The following is an 18,858-nucleotide window of genomic DNA, read 5'->3' as shown; positions in this document are numbered from 1 at the left end:
TGCGTTTTTTTATGGTTTTGAAATTTGGATTATCATATCAGAATTAGACTGTTCTATTGAAGGCTGTGGCAAATGCTTGATAATTAAATCAGTACTTTTGCTTAACTGAATTTTCTTCCTGGGTTTTTCTAACCGACGCACCACTCCCTGTGATTTGAAAAGCACCACCTTTGACGTGGAATCAGCCAGCAGCGTGGGTGGAAGGTCATTTGCGGTGAAATTGTTCTGGTTAACCCTGGTGAAGACTACCTGTGGCCTTGATTCCTCATTGAAGCCTGCATCCGAAACCAGGACGTTATTCAGCTCCGTTGTTGTGTATTTTTTACCTACTACATAATACTTGAGAACTTCTTCTTTAGCAGTAAAAGCTACCTGGAATTCAGGAGGTGTGGCGGAATAGAAGCTGGTATCAGCCTTAATCTCAAGCAGTCCAAAAAGATTGGAAGTGATTAATTCAGGATCAAGGTAATAACCAAACTTCTTTGTAATAGATGCATACTTTTCAGTGAGTTGGTATAGTCCATAGGGATAATCCCTTAAATCCACCGGAAGCGGATCTGTTACAAGTGGATCTGTCAGTACTTTGTTCAGTATTTCGTTTTGGGCGTTATCTTTCAGGGTTATAGTAACTGGTCGGTTAACCCTCGATATGGAATGGGAGAAAAGGGGACCGGTCATGAATACTGCTGAACCAGCGTCCAGTTGATTCACCACACTCACATTGCTATACAACGGAATAGACCCCGCGGGGAAGTCCAGTTGGGTAAAATTGCTGAAAAAAGGATTTTTGAGCCTGAGACCAAAACGAAAAGTTTGGCCATGGGCTGATACCAAAGGAGAACCATCCGACTGTTTCTCGGTAAGTACATATAATATCCCATTGAAAATCCTGATGATCATCCTGCAATTCCTGGCTTTACCAGAACAATCCCTGGGTATGATAAAATCAAAATCCTGGCAGTTTCCTGAATAATAGGAATGTGCTATCTTCACTGAGAATAGTATGCCAAATGATGTACTCATTTACTTTTGAGATTGGTTTCAATTTGAGTTATGGGTTTACCAATTCCTGATATGGAATCATCCTGGATCACTACCAACCTGATACGATAAAGGACTGATGGAAGGTATTTCCCCCCAATGTATGCCCATACCTGGTTCTGTTGTTCGTAAGTGAGGGATGTTAATTCAACAGTTATCTTCTCAATGGTCTGGCTCAAAGCCGGGTATTCCTGGCTTGAGAAAGAGCTATGGGATTGAAAAAAGGCTAAAACAAGAGATATGGCCTTCCAGGCTTGAGCATAAACATTAAAATTGGCGGCCACCATAAGGTGTACATTAAATTTCAGTTCTGGCTCGAGCTTTACATGCTGACCATTCACGTAAGAATATTCCGGTAATTGCGATTTGAAAGTCCGGTCTTCTTCAAGATTGATTACTGACAATGCAATGGTTTCCTCTCCAAAGGCATATTTCCCGGTTTCATTGACCAGTTTGGTCAATTTCACTTCCACATTATTGGAGTTAGTCCTTGCCAATATATAAGAGGCAAGTTCGTCCCTGAGAAATGTCAATGCCTGATCAATCATAAATAACCTTTTTATAAAAATTGTTACTTGAATAATCTATTTGGGCAATTAATTCTTCTTTATGCAAGAGTTTAATACAACTTCATCATTATGATTCATTCAGAGACAGTAACATATATTAGTTTTACATATATACAAAACTAATATATAATGAGCCTGAAAGCAAATGTTGAGTCTGTTGTGAACAAGGAAATTTTCTTTTATGTTCATTCCTCTTTCGAGAAAATGTCCCAAAATGGGAAGAAATTGAGGGCGTATTGAAGCTAATTTAAATTAGGATTACTGAAATAGTAAAGGTTTCAGATTCATTAGAGCTTTGGATTCTAAATTAATGACAAACAGATATATACATATGTTTAATATTTTATTCTCCATAATAATTCGTGATATTTTTCAAAGGATTTCAGGTTTTGGGATGGTTCGAAAAACGCCGTAATATTTTGAACTTATCTTAATTAAAGTAATGAATGGATAGCGGGAACACGGCCTGAAAAGCCGGAAGTCGGTAAGCAGTTCAAAAGGAAAGTTATACATTTACAAAAATTAAACTCATGCAGCGATCCCAACTATTTCGTCGGAAATCGGTTCATGATCTGCTCTCACATTCCGGTGATTCTTCAGGAAAATCGGGCATGAGGCGGACGCTTACTGTGTTCGACCTCACCGCAATGGGAATAGCTGCAATAATTGGTGCAGGGATTTTCAGTACCATTGGAAATGCCGCTGCCAGCGGGGGGCCGGCAGTCTCTCTTTTGTTTGTTTTCACAGCAATCGCCTGCGGACTTTCTGCTATGTGTTATGCTGAATTTGCCTCATCAATCCCAATAAGCGGGAGTGCCTATACATATGCCTATGCCAGCTTTGGAGAACTCATCGCATGGATCATCGGATGGGACCTCATCATGGAATATGCTATTGGTAATATTGCAGTGGCTATTTCCTGGTCAGGATACTTTACCGGGTTAGTGCACGGACTTGGCATTCATATCCCTGAATATCTGTGTATCGATTACCTGAGTGCCTCCAGGGGATACGCTGAAGCAGTTATGTCCATGAAAAATGGGATATCATTCAATGAACTGAATACCGGGATACAGGAAGCCTTCAAAGCATGGAATACTGCACCGGCCATCCAGGGAGTGCGACTCATTGGTGATTTGCCTGCATTGGGAATTGTAGTTCTGATCTCCTGGCTTGTGCTCAAAGGAATCTATGAAACAAAGATAGCCGGTGACCTAATGGTCTTGCTGAAAATTGGGATTTTGATGCTTGTAATCGGGGTAGGCGCTTTTTATGTAGATCCGGATAACTGGTCACCTTTTGCTCCCAATGGCATTACCGGAGTATTGAAAGGAGTTTCTGGTGTTTTCTTTGCTTATATCGGCTTTGATGCTATTTCTACAACGGCTGAAGAATGCCGCAATCCCAGGAGGGATCTGCCCAGGTCGATGATTTATTCCCTTGCAATTACTACCGTTTTGTATGTTCTGATCAGCCTGGTGCTTACAGGGATGGTATCTTCCTCCGAATTGGGAGTGGCCGATCCGCTTGCTTATGCTTTTGAAAAGCTTCACCTTACCAAATTATCGGGCATTATTGCTTTTAGCGCTGTGATTGCCATGGCTGGGGTATTACTGGTTTTCCAGGTAGGACAGCCGAGGATATGGATGAGTATGAGCCGCGACGGACTTCTTCCTCCCATTTTCTCCCGCCTGCACCCCAAATATAAAACCCCTTTCTTTGCTTCTATAGTCGCCGGGTTAATTGTAGCCATCCCTTCACTATTTCTCAATCTCACTGAAGTCACTGATCTTACCAGCATCGGTACACTATTCGCTTTTATTTTGGTTTCTGGCGGGATACTGGTCTTAAATCCCAGGGGAAACAGGAATGCCAAAGGTTTTAAGATACCGTATTTCAACAGCCGTCATTACCTCATCCCTTTATGGACTGTGATCATTCTTGCCCTTTTCCTTACCGGAATGCTGGAAGTTAGCAGTTTGGTTTCTGGTTTTATGGACTCCCTGAAGCAAGCCTATCTTCATATTCCTGTTTATATATTTTTCCTGATGAGCATCTGGGTTACCACCATGGCTATCATAAGACAGTGGTCACTTATCCCTGTCCTGGGTTTACTGACCAACCTTTATTTGATGAGTGAACTGGGTGTAACTAACTGGATGAGATTTTTAGTATGGCTGGCGATTGGGCTTGTGTTGTATTTTACCTATGGTGCCAGTCATAGCCTTTTAAACAAAAGACACAAAGCGGGTTCGCCGGAATTGAATAAATAGATGCACCTACTTGCAGATTCTTATCACGAAAGCGGGTTGATTACTCATCAAAAGTCTTAGCTTTTCAGGAATTGCTACAAAGATACCTCCATTAGTTTTTCTGTATTTAAGTGGTTTCATGGTATGAAGTGCGGTTACTTTCAATTGGTCCTGCATTTGTGTCCTGATGAATATTTCTTCCGGAATCAAGGGTTTGGTTAACTCAGGGAGATAGATTGCATACAAAGTATCAGAACCCCTTGAAGTGTAAGCTACGTCCTTTTCTTTAAAGGGCTCAACAGGCCTTGTTGAGTAGATTGCTTCACCATTAAGATCGAGCCAGGCTCCTATGGTTTCGAGACGTTGATAAACTATAGAATCGAATTCTCCCTCTTTATCCGGACCAATACCCAGCAAAAGGTTCCCTCCTTTAGCTACAATATTCACCAGCAGCTGGATAAGCTGTTCAGCACTTTTATACTTTGCATTCGGGGTCCATCCCCAGTCGGTAGCCATGGTGATGCAACTTTCCCATGGAACACTCAATGCCTGGTCAGGGGTCTTTTGTTCTGGTGTGAGATAATCCTCGTATGGACCGGGTACCCATCGATCTACTACCAGGATTCCGGCTTGTTTTTTACGGGCATTTGAAGCAATCGAAGCCATATCAATATCCATGTCATAAGGATACCTGCAAAATTCTTCCACACGTTCATTCAGTGTATTTAATGGCCTTACCCAGCAGCCATCCAGCCATAGAATATCGAGTTTTCCATAATCAGTAACCAACTCATTCAGCTGGTTGTGGGTGTACTTAATATAGTTATTCCAACGTTCGGGATGTTTGGTAATATCGAAGTTGGGATTTCGGTCCTTTGGCGGGAAATAAGTCCACCAGAAATCGTTGGAACTCCAGTCTGGTTTTGAGAAATATGCACCCACCGAAAGGCCCTCATTTCTGAAAGCGGAAAAAATTTCCTTAGCAATATTCGAACGGGGATGAGCCGAGAAAGGATAATCAGGATTTGTTATCTTAAAATCTGTGAATTTACTGTCAAACATACAGAACCCATCATGATGCTTGGTGACGAAGATCATGTATTTCACTCCTCCTTTCCTGCAGTTTTCTGACCATTTTTCCGGCTGAAACTGATGCGGATTGAATATCCTGGCAGTTTCCCTGTAATCACGGGCATACCCGAAATAGTCCGCGTAGCCGTTTCTTCCTATCCAGTCTTCATCTTCGGGGCATAACCCCCATGATTCGAGTATCCCTTTTTGTGAATACAACCCCCAGGATATCAGCACACCAAATTTCATATCCTGCCATGCATCAAGTTTCTTTCTTACCAATGAATCTGTTGGCCACTGATAAGTGTCGGCTTCAGTCTGGGAAACTACTTCCATCTGAAGTAATAGGCAAATAAGGAGAATCAGGGGAATGGACTTCATAATTTCTTAAGGCTATTCTTCAAAAATATGCAACTTTATTTGAGTAAGAAAATTTTTAAATTAGCGTGAATTCGATGTGAATAAATTCAGAAGTAACTGGAAAATAAGGAAATAAAGTAAATCTAATTTTATTCTTTTTTTTACTAAGGTTCTGAAAAGAAAAAGATAAGGTTGATAATCACTAAAAACCTTATTATTAATTCTTAACCTTAGTAAAGTTACTGGCGATAATAGCAGCAAACCTTATTACCTTATTGATTTTGAACGACATGAAGATATGTTATAGTAATCCTTTACATCGAACTCTCATTTATTTAACAATGTTAGTTTATTTAACAATGTTCAGTATATTTGCATCGTTAAATATTTAATGATGGAAAGAAAAGAAATCCAGGAGCAAAGAATTCGTTCCTATTTTATTGAGGCCACCCGTGAAATGTTAAAGGGTGAAGGTCTAAAGAGTATTAATGTCAGGGCAGTCGCTGAAAGAGCAGGCTATTCCTATGCAACTTTGTATAATTACTTCAAGGATATCAAGGAATTGGTATTCATCTGTGTAAAAGATTTCCAGACTGAGGCTGAGACTTTCGCAAAGGAGAAAGCTGCATCATCTGCAGAGGGTAAAGACAGAATTCTGGCGTTGACCACTGCTCTGATCGATTATTTTGTGCAATACCCCGGAATTTTTGAACTGTTTTATCTTGAAAGAATGTCGACGATCAGCAGTAAGCACCCTACAGCAGACTTGATTTTTGACTTCCCAGTAGAGCTTACACTTGAAGATTGGAAGTGTTGTGTTGAGCAAAAAATTTACTCAAAAAATGAAGTTGAAAACAGGAAAAAGGCCTTGCAGTATTTAATTCCCGGGATGTTGCTGATGTATCTTAACCGGATGAGACCGGAATCCTACAGTGAATTCATGAAGGATGTAAAAGTACAGATTCAAGGTATCTTAAATTAATTCAATAACTGAATGCACAAATGAAGAAAGGCAGCCCGTTCCCGGTGCTGCCTTTTTGCATAAACGAGGAAGCGTTTATTAATAAATATTGTTGCTGTTCCTGTAACCGGGAAGATTCATGTACCAATCCTGGTAGTTCACCCCTGAGCTGCCTGCCCAGTCCATGAAATGCAGGTATGCCTCATTGATGGGAGTCTTCTCAGTTGGATAATTGAAATCCCTTGGAATGTTGATGCCCCATGGAAGGTTGTTGCTGGTTTTGTAATATCTGCCTGCTGCGGGATTGGAATCATCACTCCCCGCTCCGAATAACATTGAATTCACTAGGCTCGAAGGAATCCTGTCTGCAAGATGGATCTCATTTCCGCGTTGTTGATTTACAACCAGGTAAAAATTGAAAACATTGGAACTTAATTGTGAAACTGACACGGTTCCCCCGGGTGGATTTACACCCTGGTCGATGAAAACAATGTTGACATTTAAAGTATCATAATCAACAAAAGGTGCGGTTTTACTGGTATTGATTCCTGTGCCTGATCCAGGATGTTGCATTACCTGGTAGAAGTTGTCGAAAACAATACAATTCGCATAGGTCTGGAGCGATTCCAGCCCATTGGAATTGAAATTGAAAATAGAATTTGAAGAGATCGAATTACCGGTGACGCTGGTTATTTTATTTGGTGCAATACCATCAAGCTGGAAACCAAAAGCATTCTTAAAGGAAGCCCCTGAAGCTACTGTGATGATGTTACCCTGTATCTCTACTACATTATTCTGCCCATTGGTGACTGTATTGAACTTATAGCCTATAATCATGTCATTCAGGTCATAATCAGCCCGATTAGGCCAACTGTCTTCAAAAGCCAGGGTTCCGAATGAGCTGGAGGAAGGATAAAAGCTGTTATAGGCCCTGTAGGCATCATTTGGATAATTGTCCTGATCGTCTGCAACTCCATCTCCATCCATATCCTGAACAGTGCTCATCGGACCGCAGTTGTTGGATGGATCGGACCAATAGGTGCCCGGGAAAATATAATTATCAGAATAAGCTCTTTCATTGCCCCCTTGTCCAATGAAGCTTACCCTGAATTTATATACAACGGAGGAGTTCTGTATTTCAGCAGGGATTGGAACGGATATATCTCTTATCGTTGTATTGTTAAAGGAAGGGAAATTATAGGTGTAGAATTGTACAGCAGTGCCTTCGCCATAGGATGCATTGGCAACATAAGGGATATAACAAACCACAATGGACTTCGAGGAAACCCCATTACCATTGCCATCAAGGCGGGCCTGGAAAGTGATATTTCCATTGCCTGTTTTCATCCAGGGTGTTTTAATCCAGCAGGAAGTCAAGCTGGTACTTGTCAGGGAATTACTCCGTGTTGACCATGAGCCTGCAATCACCAGGTTATTCTGGTTTGAATAGGTGGTGGCACCAAAGCCCCAGCAGTTGCCCTGCTCAATGGCCCGGTTTCCTGATTCACAGTTCAGCGTGACATCCGCTATTGCTCTTGATGATAATAGCGTGAGCGAAAACAATAAGCTGCTTACAAAAATGTATGTATGGATTCGTTTCATCGTAAAGTTGGAAATTGGAGGTTAATCAGTGACTTCTGGAATAAATGAGAATGCTACTTTGTTGTTTTCAATCGGAAGGGTATATTCCATAGTACCATACTTTATCCTAATGTTTTCTTCCAAATTGGGCACTACGAGCTCAAGTTTAATGGTCTTGCTCATTTCATGGTTCATCTGGAAAAGGTTACTGCCATCATTCAAACTGATGGTCAGTGTCGAAAAAATCGGTATCTGAGTCGGAAGACCGGTAATGTTGATGTCAATATTTCTGCTGGTATTCCAGTCGAAATTTGATGAAACATTGATCTCTTTCAGATTATCTGGCACAGGGGCAGGGAGATCATCAAAATCTTTAATACAGGAAGTGAGGGAAAAAATGGAGAGAAGGGATAGGAAAACTACAGTTTTGTTCATTTCGGCAGAGAGTTATATGAGTCTAATTTAGTAGGTACAAAGTAAAAAACTGTATGCAACGATTTGTAAATCAGTAGAATGTCATGTGCTCCCTGTCATTGTAAGGGAAGACTGATTATACAATCCATCGTACATTAATCCGGAAACACCCAAAAGGTAATAGGGTTTCAGCGCTTTTTCCGGAGATTTTTTTTAAAATATTGAAAATGTAAGAGATAGTTATATTTCACAAAATAATGATTAATGGTAGAATTTTCAAGAATCCGAATTCAAGAATCCAGAATTCAAGAATCCAGAATTCAAGAATCCAGGAATTCAGAATAATTTTCAAAATATTGAGCAGATTGTAAAATATTCTGGCTACTCCCGAAGGGAAGCCTTTGGCTTGGATATTGAATTCTAAGTTCTATCTGTTAATTCATTTTTGTAAAACCTTTGATGTTCCCGGCCTGCCTTTGGTGAAGGTCAAAAACCAGGATTTCATTATTCTTCTCTTTCAGCCATATCGCAGGGCAGAATAACCTTTTTTGAGGGCCAATCTCCCAGAACCTGCCCAGGTTATGTCCATTGACCCATACAACACCCTTTTTGTAGCTGGAAAGGTCAAAATAGGTGTCGCCAACCTCTGTAAGATCAAACGTCCCTGAAAAAAATACACCAGGTTTTGATACATCCGGGATCCCGGCTGAGTGGCCTAACTGTTGAAGGTATTCCTGGTCCATAGGTAACTGGTAAATCTTCCAATTCATCAATGTCATTCCATTCAGGCTCACCCGGTCAGTAATTCCTTTACGGTCAATGATTTCCTGGGCAAAATTGATGTGACCCATGCCTTCAACCAGAATTTCAAGCTCTGGATTCAACTGCTCGGTAACGGGTAAATCTATGGTTTGTATGCCTTCCCTGCGGTCGAGGTATCCTATATAATTTCCATTCAGAAAAACGGTGGCATAGTCGTGTAATTCAGTGACTTTAAGTTTACCGCTTTTATGGCCGATCAGCCTGGTTTTATATACCATAAATCCCTGGTTTTGGCCCAGGTTTTCAAAAGGGACAGGTTGAACAGATGAAACAGGCATGGGCAGATGATCCCAGAGTGAGGCATTTACTGACATTTTAACCTCCTCTGTTTCAATGGCTTTAATGGGTAATGGTATTTTAGGTAAAGATGCTCCTTTTGGAAGGTAGGAGGCGATCAGATTTCTCAAAGCCATATATTTAGGCGTAGCATTTCCTTGTTCATCAATGGGTGCATCATAATCATAACTGGTAACATCGGGTTCATAGCCTTTGCCTCCTGAATTTGCGCCGGCTGTGAATCCAAAGTTGGTCCCGCCATGGATCACATAAAGGTTGAATGACTTTTTGGTGTCCATCAGGAAGCGCACCTCCCTCATTAAAGAGGCGGTATCAGGCCTTTGCCACTGCTCCCCCCAGTGGGTTAACCAACCGGGGTAAGTTTCTGAACTAAAAACCGGGACTCCGGGGTTCATTTTATAAGCCAGGTCAAAAGAGGCCTGGTCATAACCCGAATCAAGTCCAACCGCACAGCCGGGCAGACTTCCAGCTTCAAGCATAAAGGTCGTCGGACCATCGCCGGTGAAAAATGGAATGCTTATCCCTTGTTTTCTCCAGAGTTTTTCAAGGGTTTTCATGTACTCACGGTCATTCCCATAGCTCCCATATTCGTTTTCCACCTGCAACATAAGCACCGGGCCTCCTTCAGTGATTTGCAGGGGAAGAATTTCTTTGGATAAGGCAGTAATATAATTTTCTACTGCTTTCATGTAGCGGGAATCCATGCAGCGAACTTTCAGATCAGGAATCTTTAAAAGGTATGGAGGGATGCCACCGAAATCCCATTCAGCACATACATAGGGTCCTGGCCTTAGGATTACCCACATGCCTTCTTCCTTGGCTATGTTCACAAACTTTTTGATGTCCCTGTTCCATGTCGTAAAATCATAAACACCCTCTTTCTCTTCATGATAATTCCAGAAAATATAGGCTGCAATGGTATTACACCCCATGGCTTTTGCCATCTGTATCCTATGCCGCCAGTACTCAGCAGGAATACGGTTTGGGTGCATCTCTCCACCGATGATCTGGAACGGTTTGCCATCCAAAAGAAAATCCCTGTTGCTGAATTCAAACTGATGTTTGACCTTTTGAGTGAAAGCTAACAAAGGCATCACCAGGATAAAGAGTGAAATCAATACTTTAATATTCAATTTTATCATTTGGATATGGGTTTGAGAATCATAAAGAATCAAGCTGATCTTACTGTTCTGTAAAGATTGTAAAAATATTTATAAAGCTGTGAAAAAATACCACCTCTTCAATAAATACGGTAAGCCAGGAAAAATCCTACAAAGCATTTGTAAGTGTCAAGAGGCTAAAAGGTTTTAATTCACAGATTGAAAACTCTTGCTAAATTTACCCGCAATATTAATAAGTGCTCATGTCCTGGTTCACCATTTTCCTGCTGATTACCTCGGGTCTGTTTGTCGGGTTCATCAATACCCTGGCAGGAGGAGGAACCGCGATAAGTATTGCAGTGCTGATGATGCTGGGATTGCCTGCCAATGTGGCCAATGGTACCAACCGCATTGCTGTTATCTTTCAGAATATTACCTCTGTTCAGGCATTTGGGAAGAAAGACCTGATCCCTTGGCGGAAATCAACCCTTTTGGCGATCCCCACTATTATCGGCTCAGTATTGGGAGCATGGATCGCTGTTGATATCAACGAAACCTTCTTCCGCAAAGCCATGGCAGTGATCATGCTGATCATGCTGTTCTTCGTGATCGTAAAACCTTCTGTCTGGCTTAAGGAAAGAAAGCATCTTACAGAAAAGCCTGTCTCATGGATAGAAGTTGTCATTTTTTTCCTGATTGGAATTTATGGAGGTTTCATTCAGATTGGGGTGGGATATTATCTGCTGGCCGGGATTGTTCTTGGTTCAGGCTTCGACCTTGTCAGAGCCAACGCCATCAAAGTTTATATTGTGCTTCTTTATACCCTGGCTGCTATTGTGGTGTTTATCCTGAATAAACAGGTACACTGGGAATACGGACTGATCCATTCTCTCGGAAATATTGGGGGTGCCTGGATTGCCTCCAGGATGGCAATTAAAAGGGGTGTGGGATTTGTCCGATGGATGATCATTGTCATCATTCTTGTGTTTTCTGCCGACCTGCTGGGATTGATCAGCATAAAACAAATCATAACGGGCCTCTAGGACTTAGGGCTTGCCCTATGGAGACTGTTTTTAGGATTCAAGCCAACTTAAAGATTTGATTATTGAGAATTAAAGAATAAAGGGTGATTGGTCAGAGCATATTCCTACACCAGCTAATGCATAATGAGAAATGAATCTTTTGGAATTGTTTTCGGAATATTCAACCCTGACACTAATCGCATTAGTGGTTTTTTCTTTTATAGCCGGTTTCATTGATTCTGTGGTTGGAGGAGGTGGACTCATACAAATTCCGGCATTGCTCATAAATTTCCCGGGTCAGTCACTGCCTACTCTCTTTGGAACCAATAAAATTGCAGCTCTATCAGGAACTTCAGTAGCTGCTTATCAATATTCAAGGCATATAAAATTTAATTTCAAACTTTTATTTATTATTTCATTTTTTGCTTTTGTAGCCTCCTTTACCGGGGCAAAAGTGGTGAGCTATATTCATGTGGAAACGCTGAAACCCCTGATACTTGTTATACTCATCCTCATAGCGATTTATACTTTTATCAATAAGGATCTTGGTTCAATACAAACCAGGCATTTATCTGAAAAAAAACAGATTGTTTTTGGCTCCATTATCGGAGTTTCCGTGGGGTTTTATGATGGTTTTTTTGGCCCCGGGACGGGTAGCTTTTTTGTCCTTGGGTTTGTGGTTATCCTGGGTTTTGAATTCCTGACGGCATCTGCCTATGCCAAATTCATCAACTGTATGACCAATATTTCTGCATTAATCGTTTTTATCCGCCAGGGGAATTATTTACTGGAGATTGCCCTGCTCATGGCTGTGTGCAATATTGCCGGAAACCTGGCAGGCAGCAGGATGGCCCTGAAAAGAGGGAATAGTTTCATCAGGATGCTTTTCCTGGTGATTGTTTTAATGATGATAGTCAGGTATGGATATGATGTTTTTTTTACGGATTCCCGATGAAATTGCTTCCTTTGGTGAAGCTTCTATCTTCCCAAAATTGAAAGTGATTCCTTTTAATAATAAGCTTGCCTGAAAGAACTAAGTTGTTCATAATTTTTAGAATAGGTCTTATGAAGTTGAAACTATTGCTGATGCCAATCTCCCTGGTAATGATACTGTTGATTTCTTCAGTTCAGGCTCAGAACATAAAGGAGAATTATTCTCTTACTATTCACGGAGGGGCTGGGAATCTGTCAGCTGAAGCATTCACTCCTGAAAAGTTAAAAATCTATACCGACTCCCTCAACCGTGCGCTGGAAATAGGAGATAGCATCCTGCGCAATGGGGGAAGCAGTCTGGATGCTGTGGAGGCATGCATCCGTTTCCTGGAGGATTGCCCCCTTTTCAATGCCGGTAAGGGCGCAGTTTTTACGGCAGAAGGGAAAAATGAGCTGGATGCAAGTATCATGAATGGTGCTACCCATCAGGCTGGAAGTGTGGCAGGAATGACAACTGTAAGGCACCCGATATCAGCAGCAAGAAAAGTGATGGAAAACTCTCCCCATGTGATGCTGACAGGAAAGGGTGCAGAACTCTTTGCCAAAGAGCAGGGACTCGAAATCGTGGACCCTTCCTATTTCCGCACCGAACAGCGCTGGAACGACTTTGAGAAAGCCAAAGCGAGAATGGATTCCATTCAAAAAGCGGAAGGGAAACATGGAACCGTAGGTTGTGTGGCACTGGATAAGATGGGAAACCTGGCAGCCGGGACTTCCACCGGTGGGATGATGATGAAGAAATATGGAAGGGTGGGGGATTCTCCTATTATCGGGGCCGGTACCTATGCGGATAACGAAAGTTGTGCGATTTCTGCAACCGGGCATGGTGAGTTTTTCATCAGGAATGTGGTTGCATATGACATTAGTGCCTTGATGAAATACAAGGAAATGAGCCTCAGTGAAGCCGCAACCTATGTAATTCAATCCAAACTAAAAGAACAGGGAGGCAATGGGGGCATCATCGGAATCGATAGAAACGGAAATATTGCAATGGTATTCAATACCTCAGGAATGTTCAGGGGCTGGCTGAAGTCGGAGAACGGCAGGATTGACAGGGGAACAGCAATTTTCAGGTAACTTGCTTTTCCAGGAAGCATAACCCTGACAGGGTTGGAAACCCTGACAGGGTTATGTACCCAAAATTTTCATTTATGGTAAATCAATGGCTTGAAAGTTGTAGTATTTTCATTCTTGCCAGGTTTACGATCCTTCAACTGACCGAAACTGCACAGACTGAGTTTTGCCGGGAGGAGGAATTTCATTAATTTTCGCAATCCTGCTCCAATTCGGTATAGTTTGCTTTTTTAACCCTGCTGATGAGAAAATTTATCCCTTTAATTTTCATTCTCTTTCTGGCACTGAACGTTACTTTCGGACAGTCAAACAGACCTTTCTGCAATGCCGTTCAACACGGAAACTACAGGAAAGTGGAACGGATATTAAAGCATGAAACCCGCAAGTACAGGCATGGAGTAACCTATGATAACGGCCCCGGGAGCGGCATGCAGGTGACCCATTCCCCTGGCCTAGATTCGCTTACTTCCTGGTTTAAAACGATGCCTTGTGTCAAAGATGCTTATTGGGATAAATGTTGTAACAAACCCGGAATCTACCCGGGATGGGCTGTGATTGGCGTTCTTTTCGATCAGGACGGGCAAACCATCGCAAAATGTTTTACTTTTCAGTTAGGGACGACCGGTTCGATGAATGTTTTCGGCTGGAGGCCTCATATTTTGCCTATGAAAGACCATTTAATCTATAGAAAAATCTCTGATTGTCCCGGGTTTATTGAAAGGGAAAGAAGAAAATGTGAAGATAGAATTAAGTAGCTAGACATCCCACAACAGCAAATATGATAAGAATCATAGGCAAAAGACTTGGCGCCGGGGCCGAAGAACCAATTAATATTATGTAATGCCTTGATGTTTTACCTCTGTTTTCCGAGCCAATGACAAGCACCAACAAAATTGCAAAGGCTCAGGTATGCTCCCAAACGCCTCATTGACGCGATGCTGGCAACGTGCTCCCGCCGCCCCGGAGCGCCAGGCGGACACTTTAAAGGGCAGAGTCAAAAATTGACTCGCAACAAAAGTCGGAAAAATACTGCTGGGAAGGTCATCAAAACTTATAAAATATCTTTAGGCAAAAACCCTGTTGGTCCAAAGCAATGCGAGGGAGATAAGAGAACACCTGAAGGATCGTATGTGATTTTTGATAAAAACCCCAATAGTGGATATCATAAGAATCTTGGAATATCCTATCCAAATGACCAGGATATCGAAAGACATAAAGGAAACAAGGAACCCATTGGAGGAGAAATAAAGATCCATGGATTAAAGAATGGACTGGGATTTATTGGTAAAATTTCAGCGATGGTTTGATTGGACTGCGGGCTGTATCGCCATGACAAATGAAGAGGTAGATGAACTTTATAAATCAGTGCCCATCGGAACAAAAATTGAAATAAAACCGTAACTACTATTATTACTTTTATCATGAATAAATTATTGAATGTATTTTCTTTTAGGATTCTACTGGCCTTATTGTCACTGTTCCCATTATTTTCTTTTGCACAAAGTGAATCAGGTTTTGGGAAGTGGTCGGCCGGATTACGCTTTGCCCCTGAATATGCCTATCGTTCGCTTCATGCCACTGATGGGTGGAATGGTATGGCTGATTATCGCGATAATATGGAGATCCCATCCTTTGGATATACAACAGGTGCATGCATTCTTTATAAGGTGAATGATAAATTGAGTTTTGAATCAGGCCTAAATTTCTCCGACAGGCATTACAGTTCAACCTATAGGGATATAATTTTTGAAGTAGATGAGGGTATAAGAAAATTCAAATCTTCCAGTCATTTTTATTACCTCTCATTACCTGTGAAAGGTACTTACAATGTTTATTCCGGTAAGGTCAAGGTATACGTTGCTGCCGCAGTTTACTGTGATCTTTTCCTGGTGGCTAAAACAGTGAGCTTCCTGAAATATGATGATGGCCATGTTAAAAAATCATCCAGCCGGATGGATTATGATTTTTCTGCGTTCAATATGAGTGGTTCTCTGGGTGCTGGTATTGAACTGCCTGTAAACGATCGGATTTCAATCAGGTTCGAACCCAATTACAGAAGGTCATTTTTCCCAATCCTGGATGCGCCTATCAGGGAATTCGAGTATTCCTTCGGACTGGATTCAGGGGTTATTTACCATTTATAAGTTCGTTGATCTATTGAACGACCCTTTTTATTCTGAAGTACTTTAACAAACCTTAATATTTCAGGTAAAGGGTTATACCTACCTTTGCAGGGCTATATTGTTATTGATACTCCCTATAACTGATGATCCGACAACTTAAAAGTGCAAATCGTTTAGAAGAAACACTATTCCTGGGATTTATAAGTTTTGCCTGCTTTGCCTTATCGGTTTTCAGATTCGTATATACCGATAAAACCACTTTCCTCTTCCTGAACTGGAACCTGTTCCTGGCTTTTATTCCCTGGTTGTTCAGCAGTATTCTCTCGATTTATCCCAATCTCAGAAAGAAGAAAAGAGCGGCCACTGTGCTGATCCTGCTATGGCTGTTGTTTTTCCCGAATGCTCCCTATATTCTTACAGACCTGTTTCACCTCAGGCATAGCCAGAATATGCCCCTCTGGTTCGACCTGGTGCTGATCCTTTCTTTTGCATGGACGGGCTTGCTCTTCGGTATCTTCAGTCTTTGGGACATTGAAAAAATCCTGGCTATTCGGATTCCGAAGAAATTCCTCAAAATCACCACAATAGGATTACTTTTCCTGGGAGCATACGGAATTTACATTGGCCGTTACCTTCGCTGGAATAGCTGGGATGTGATCACTGAATCCTCAGCCATTTTATACGACATTCGTGATAGCATCGTCAATCCCCTGCATAACCTTAAAGCCTGGGGTGTTACCCTGTTTATGGGACTGTTTCTGAATATGGTATACTGGTCGTTTCACCTGATCATGCGCAGAAGGGATCTTCCTGATGAAACACCCAAAGATCAGATCTCCTGAACTCCTGGTTGAGAATTACTGCTTTTCGTATTTGAGGACATCATCATTCACAAAATCCAGCTGAATGCCCGCCTCCCTGAACATAGCTTCAGATTCTGTTCCATTATGATACCTGAATTCACAAACCACCCTTTCGATCCCGCAATTGATGATAAGCATTGCACAGGTGCGGCAAGGAGTCATCCTGCAATATAAAGTGGAACCCAGTAACGAAATACCTAACCTTGCTGCCTGGCAAATGGCATTCTGTTCTGCATGCACTGTTCTTACACAATGATTGGTGGTGCTGCCATCCTCATGGGTTACCTGCTTGAATAAATGTCCAACATCATCGCAATGCGGAAGTCCGATAGGTGAACCGACGTACCCTGTCACCAAAATCTGTTTATTTCGGGCAATCACACAGCCACTTCTGCCACGGTCACAGGTGGCTCGTTTGGCGATGGTCATGGCTACTTCCATGAAATATTCGTCCCAGGTTGGCCTTATATAAGTTGTTGAATCTGTCATTTTGTAGGTTAAATGTAATGGAGTAAAAAGTGTTGTTTGTTTTTTTTTGTTGTGTTGATTTTTTTTTTATTTTGTTTTCCAACTGTCTAAACTTCACAAAATGTTTAAAGTTCATAAGTCGGTTTGTCGAATGGAAAAAACCTGGTAGATATTCTGGATTCTGAGCGGCTTTTTGAGATTGTCTTTTAACGTTTCTCAGTTAATTCTTTCCCGGATGATTTTCTTTACTTTTTCAATCTGGTCAGGGGTTCCAAGGACAAACAATTTTGCATTGGGCAGCATTACCGTATCTCCACCGGGATTAATGATGTATTGCCCTTCCGGAGTCCTGAAGCCCACGATATTGGCGCCGGTAAGCCGCCTGATGCTCAGATCGTGTATGGTTTTACCCTGGAATTCATCAGGGAGGTCAGAGCAAACTACTTCCACAAGGTTAACCCCTTCGGATCCTTCAATAGAAAGATGATGGAAGAACTCGGCAAGGTCGGGTTTTGCAACCAGGCTGGCCATAAAGGTTCCTCCCACTTTTTCAGGCATCACCACATGGGATGCTCCTGCTGTTTTCAGCTTTTTCTCTGAATAATCATGCGAAGCCCTTGAGATGATCTTCAGATTAGGGCAAAGAGAACGTGCTGTCAGCACCACATAAAGGTTGTCGGCATCGATGGGAAGAGAGGTGATGAGTGCCTCTGCCTTCTGTATGCCTGCCCTTTCCAGTACCTCATCTTCAGTGGCATCGCCTTCAATAAAAACCACTTTTGTGGATTGATGGGAAAGGATGGTTTCATGATCTTTTTCAATCACAACCACCGGTTTGCCAAGCAACAGTAGGTCATGAACAGTCTGCTGCCCGTTTCGGCCGTAGCCCACAACTATGATCTGGTCTTTCATCTTTTTGACTTCATTATTTTTCTTTGTGCCCTCAAACAGGCTTCTTAATCTGCCCTCCACAACATAGGAGGTTATGGTGGATATGGAGTAAGCGAAAATACCAATGCTCAATATGATTAATATAATGGTAAATAACCGGCCTTCATCCGATAAATCACGGACTTCCGAAAATCCAACCGTGGCCACAGTGATGGTAGTCATGTAGGCCGCTTCCAGCATCGTATACCCTTCAATCATCATAAAACCTGAAATGCCAACTACGCCTATTAACAGGAGCAGGAGAATGGCTAAAATCAGGTTAAAATTCCGGCTGAGATTCATCGTTACATGAGGGGCAAAGGTTGCAGTTACAAAATAACGAAAATTATTACTGTTCGATTCAGTTGCCTGAATACATTAGTTTTGCAGGTAAGCCTTCAGTATCCCGGAAACCTGTTGGGTCAGGTCTTCGATGCTTGTGTCGTTCATCAGAAGATGGTCGGCCAGTTCAATACATTTCCTCAGGTTCTGTTTATTGGGGTCATTGGAATCCATTTCCCTTTTCTCATTACCCATAAAAGTTTCAAATGTTACCTGGTCGGTTTCGGAGTTCCTTAAGACAATACGGTCATAACGAAGCCTGGGACTTGCATCAACTGCCAGCAGGATAAAATTTCCCTTTTCCCTCAGGGATTCCACTTCTCCCGGGGTACGTATGCTCTCAATCACGCAGTCGTTACCCGAAAGCAGGGCTTCTTCAAAAAGCCTGTCTACAATATAGGAGGGGCCATAAGAAGAGCGGAGGTCATTGGCAACCACAACCATGCTGTCGCGGTTTACAGGGAGCCCTCGTTTCACTATCTCCCTGCTGATGTATTCCCTTACCGAATAGTGTTTGAACCCACGAACACTCACGAGGTAATCAACAATGGTCCCTTTACCTGCCCCTAAAGTGC

At 42.0% G+C, this 18,858-nt stretch carries 17 protein-coding genes and 1 pseudogene; 9 read left to right on the top strand and 9 right to left on the bottom strand.

From position 1 onward, the window contains the following. Positions 1 to 9: 9 nt before the first annotated feature. Both IPH84_12300 and IPH84_12295 read right to left on the bottom strand, forming a co-directional pair. Complete coding sequence (locus IPH84_12300; protein MBK7173987.1) at positions 10 to 1,023, bottom strand: hypothetical protein; 1,014 nt, start codon at positions 1,021 to 1,023, stop codon at positions 10 to 12. Then, a complete protein-coding gene (locus IPH84_12295) occupies positions 1,020 to 1,589 on the bottom strand; it encodes a DUF4255 domain-containing protein (protein ID MBK7173986.1) in 570 nt (189 codons plus the stop codon). Before IPH84_12295 ends, IPH84_12300 begins: the two co-directional genes overlap by 4 nt. 551 nt (positions 1,590 to 2,140) lie before the next feature. Here IPH84_12295 and IPH84_12290 point away from each other — a divergent pair. Then, positions 2,141 to 3,883, top strand: a complete 1,743-nt coding sequence (locus IPH84_12290; GenBank protein ID MBK7173985.1) for an amino acid permease — start codon at positions 2,141 to 2,143, stop codon at positions 3,881 to 3,883. Positions 3,884 to 3,889: 6 nt separating this feature from the next. Here the strand turns inward: IPH84_12290 and IPH84_12285 are convergent, their stop codons facing one another. Beyond that, positions 3,890 to 5,314 carry an alpha-L-fucosidase gene (locus IPH84_12285; GenBank protein MBK7173984.1) on the bottom strand — a complete coding sequence of 475 codons (1,425 nt, stop codon included), beginning with the start codon at positions 5,312 to 5,314 and terminating at the stop codon, positions 3,890 to 3,892. A 373-nt stretch (positions 5,315 to 5,687) separates the two neighbouring features. Between IPH84_12285 and IPH84_12280 the strand changes: the two genes are divergently transcribed. Further along, entirely contained in the window at positions 5,688 to 6,275 is a 588-nt protein-coding gene (locus tag IPH84_12280) for a TetR/AcrR family transcriptional regulator (GenBank protein MBK7173983.1), read from the top strand. Positions 6,276 to 6,353: 78 nt separating this feature from the next. Here the strand turns inward: IPH84_12280 and IPH84_12275 are convergent, their stop codons facing one another. From IPH84_12275 to IPH84_12265, 3 genes are all read right to left on the bottom strand, one after another. Beyond that, positions 6,354 to 7,856: an LruC domain-containing protein gene (locus tag IPH84_12275; protein ID MBK7173982.1), complete on the bottom strand. Its 1,503-nt coding sequence runs from the start codon at positions 7,854 to 7,856 to the stop codon at positions 6,354 to 6,356. Between the two features lie 21 nt (positions 7,857 to 7,877). Next, complete coding sequence (locus IPH84_12270) at positions 7,878 to 8,270, bottom strand: hypothetical protein (GenBank protein ID MBK7173981.1); 393 nt, start codon at positions 8,268 to 8,270, stop codon at positions 7,878 to 7,880. 413 nt (positions 8,271 to 8,683) lie between these two features. Continuing rightward, positions 8,684 to 10,462 carry a beta-galactosidase gene (locus IPH84_12265; protein ID MBK7173980.1) on the bottom strand — a complete coding sequence of 593 codons (1,779 nt, stop codon included), beginning with the start codon at positions 10,460 to 10,462 and terminating at the stop codon, positions 8,684 to 8,686. 269 nt (positions 10,463 to 10,731) lie between these two features. On the opposite strand from IPH84_12265, the gene IPH84_12260 reads away from it, so the two are divergent. From IPH84_12260 to IPH84_12230, 7 genes and pseudogenes are all read left to right on the top strand, one after another. Next, positions 10,732 to 11,511 (top strand): sulfite exporter TauE/SafE family protein, encoded by a 780-nt coding sequence (locus tag IPH84_12260; protein ID MBK7173979.1) that lies wholly within the window; start codon positions 10,732 to 10,734, stop codon positions 11,509 to 11,511. Positions 11,512 to 11,641: 130 nt separating this feature from the next. Next, a complete protein-coding gene (locus IPH84_12255) occupies positions 11,642 to 12,445 on the top strand; it encodes a TSUP family transporter (protein MBK7173978.1) in 804 nt (267 codons plus the stop codon). 110 nt (positions 12,446 to 12,555) lie between these two features. Further along, entirely contained in the window at positions 12,556 to 13,560 is a 1,005-nt protein-coding gene (locus IPH84_12250) for an isoaspartyl peptidase/L-asparaginase (GenBank protein MBK7173977.1), read from the top strand. A gap of 239 nt (positions 13,561 to 13,799) precedes the next feature. Next, the gene (locus IPH84_12245) at positions 13,800 to 14,312 is read left to right on the top strand and encodes a hypothetical protein (protein ID MBK7173976.1); all 513 of its coding nucleotides are present in this window, start codon (positions 13,800 to 13,802) and stop codon (positions 14,310 to 14,312) included. A 180-nt stretch (positions 14,313 to 14,492) separates the two neighbouring features. After that, a pseudogene (locus IPH84_12240) lies at positions 14,493 to 14,958 on the top strand (L,D-transpeptidase family protein). A 20-nt stretch (positions 14,959 to 14,978) separates the two neighbouring features. Then, complete coding sequence (locus IPH84_12235; GenBank protein MBK7173975.1) at positions 14,979 to 15,701, top strand: outer membrane beta-barrel protein; 723 nt, start codon at positions 14,979 to 14,981, stop codon at positions 15,699 to 15,701. A 122-nt stretch (positions 15,702 to 15,823) separates the two neighbouring features. Then, positions 15,824 to 16,522: a DUF1361 domain-containing protein gene (locus IPH84_12230; GenBank protein MBK7173974.1), complete on the top strand. Its 699-nt coding sequence runs from the start codon at positions 15,824 to 15,826 to the stop codon at positions 16,520 to 16,522. 15 nt (positions 16,523 to 16,537) lie between these two features. Here the strand turns inward: IPH84_12230 and IPH84_12225 are convergent, their stop codons facing one another. From IPH84_12225 to IPH84_12215, 3 genes are all read right to left on the bottom strand, one after another. Continuing rightward, positions 16,538 to 17,032 carry a cytidine/deoxycytidylate deaminase family protein gene (locus IPH84_12225; GenBank protein MBK7173973.1) on the bottom strand — a complete coding sequence of 165 codons (495 nt, stop codon included), beginning with the start codon at positions 17,030 to 17,032 and terminating at the stop codon, positions 16,538 to 16,540. Positions 17,033 to 17,227: 195 nt separating this feature from the next. Then, complete coding sequence (locus tag IPH84_12220) at positions 17,228 to 18,244, bottom strand: potassium channel protein (GenBank protein MBK7173972.1); 1,017 nt, start codon at positions 18,242 to 18,244, stop codon at positions 17,228 to 17,230. Between the two features lie 75 nt (positions 18,245 to 18,319). Next, on the bottom strand, positions 18,320 to 18,858 hold a 539-nt coding region (locus IPH84_12215), incomplete at its 5' end, for a hypothetical protein (protein MBK7173971.1).

The organism is Bacteroidales bacterium, assembly GCA_016707785.1.
Taxonomy (GTDB): Bacteria; Bacteroidota; Bacteroidia; order Bacteroidales; family UBA4417; genus UBA4417.
This window is presented reverse-complemented; position numbering and strand designations above follow the sequence as displayed.

Bases quoted from the DNA above. Each gene is read 5' to 3' on its own strand.
- IPH84_12300 (MBK7173987.1), bottom strand. From the start codon at position 1,023: ATGAGTACATCATTTGGCATACTATTCTCAGTGAAGATAGCACATTCC.
- IPH84_12295 (MBK7173986.1), bottom strand. From the start codon at position 1,589: ATGATTGATCAGGCATTGACATTTCTCAGGGACGAACTTGCCTCTTAT.
- IPH84_12290 (MBK7173985.1), top strand. From the start codon at position 2,141: ATGCAGCGATCCCAACTATTTCGTCGGAAATCGGTTCATGATCTGCTC.
- IPH84_12285 (MBK7173984.1), bottom strand. From the start codon at position 5,314: ATGAAGTCCATTCCCCTGATTCTCCTTATTTGCCTATTACTTCAGATG.
- IPH84_12280 (MBK7173983.1), top strand. From the start codon at position 5,688: ATGGAAAGAAAAGAAATCCAGGAGCAAAGAATTCGTTCCTATTTTATT.
- IPH84_12275 (MBK7173982.1), bottom strand. From the start codon at position 7,856: ATGAAACGAATCCATACATACATTTTTGTAAGCAGCTTATTGTTTTCG.
- IPH84_12270 (MBK7173981.1), bottom strand. From the start codon at position 8,270: ATGAACAAAACTGTAGTTTTCCTATCCCTTCTCTCCATTTTTTCCCTC.
- IPH84_12265 (MBK7173980.1), bottom strand. From the start codon at position 10,462: ATGCCTTTGTTAGCTTTCACTCAAAAGGTCAAACATCAGTTTGAATTC.
- IPH84_12260 (MBK7173979.1), top strand. From the start codon at position 10,732: ATGTCCTGGTTCACCATTTTCCTGCTGATTACCTCGGGTCTGTTTGTC.
- IPH84_12255 (MBK7173978.1), top strand. From the start codon at position 11,642: ATGAATCTTTTGGAATTGTTTTCGGAATATTCAACCCTGACACTAATC.
- IPH84_12250 (MBK7173977.1), top strand. From the start codon at position 12,556: ATGAAGTTGAAACTATTGCTGATGCCAATCTCCCTGGTAATGATACTG.
- IPH84_12245 (MBK7173976.1), top strand. From the start codon at position 13,800: ATGAGAAAATTTATCCCTTTAATTTTCATTCTCTTTCTGGCACTGAAC.
- IPH84_12235 (MBK7173975.1), top strand. From the start codon at position 14,979: ATGAATAAATTATTGAATGTATTTTCTTTTAGGATTCTACTGGCCTTA.
- IPH84_12230 (MBK7173974.1), top strand. From the start codon at position 15,824: ATGATCCGACAACTTAAAAGTGCAAATCGTTTAGAAGAAACACTATTC.
- IPH84_12225 (MBK7173973.1), bottom strand. From the start codon at position 17,032: ATGACAGATTCAACAACTTATATAAGGCCAACCTGGGACGAATATTTC.
- IPH84_12220 (MBK7173972.1), bottom strand. From the start codon at position 18,244: ATGAATCTCAGCCGGAATTTTAACCTGATTTTAGCCATTCTCCTGCTC.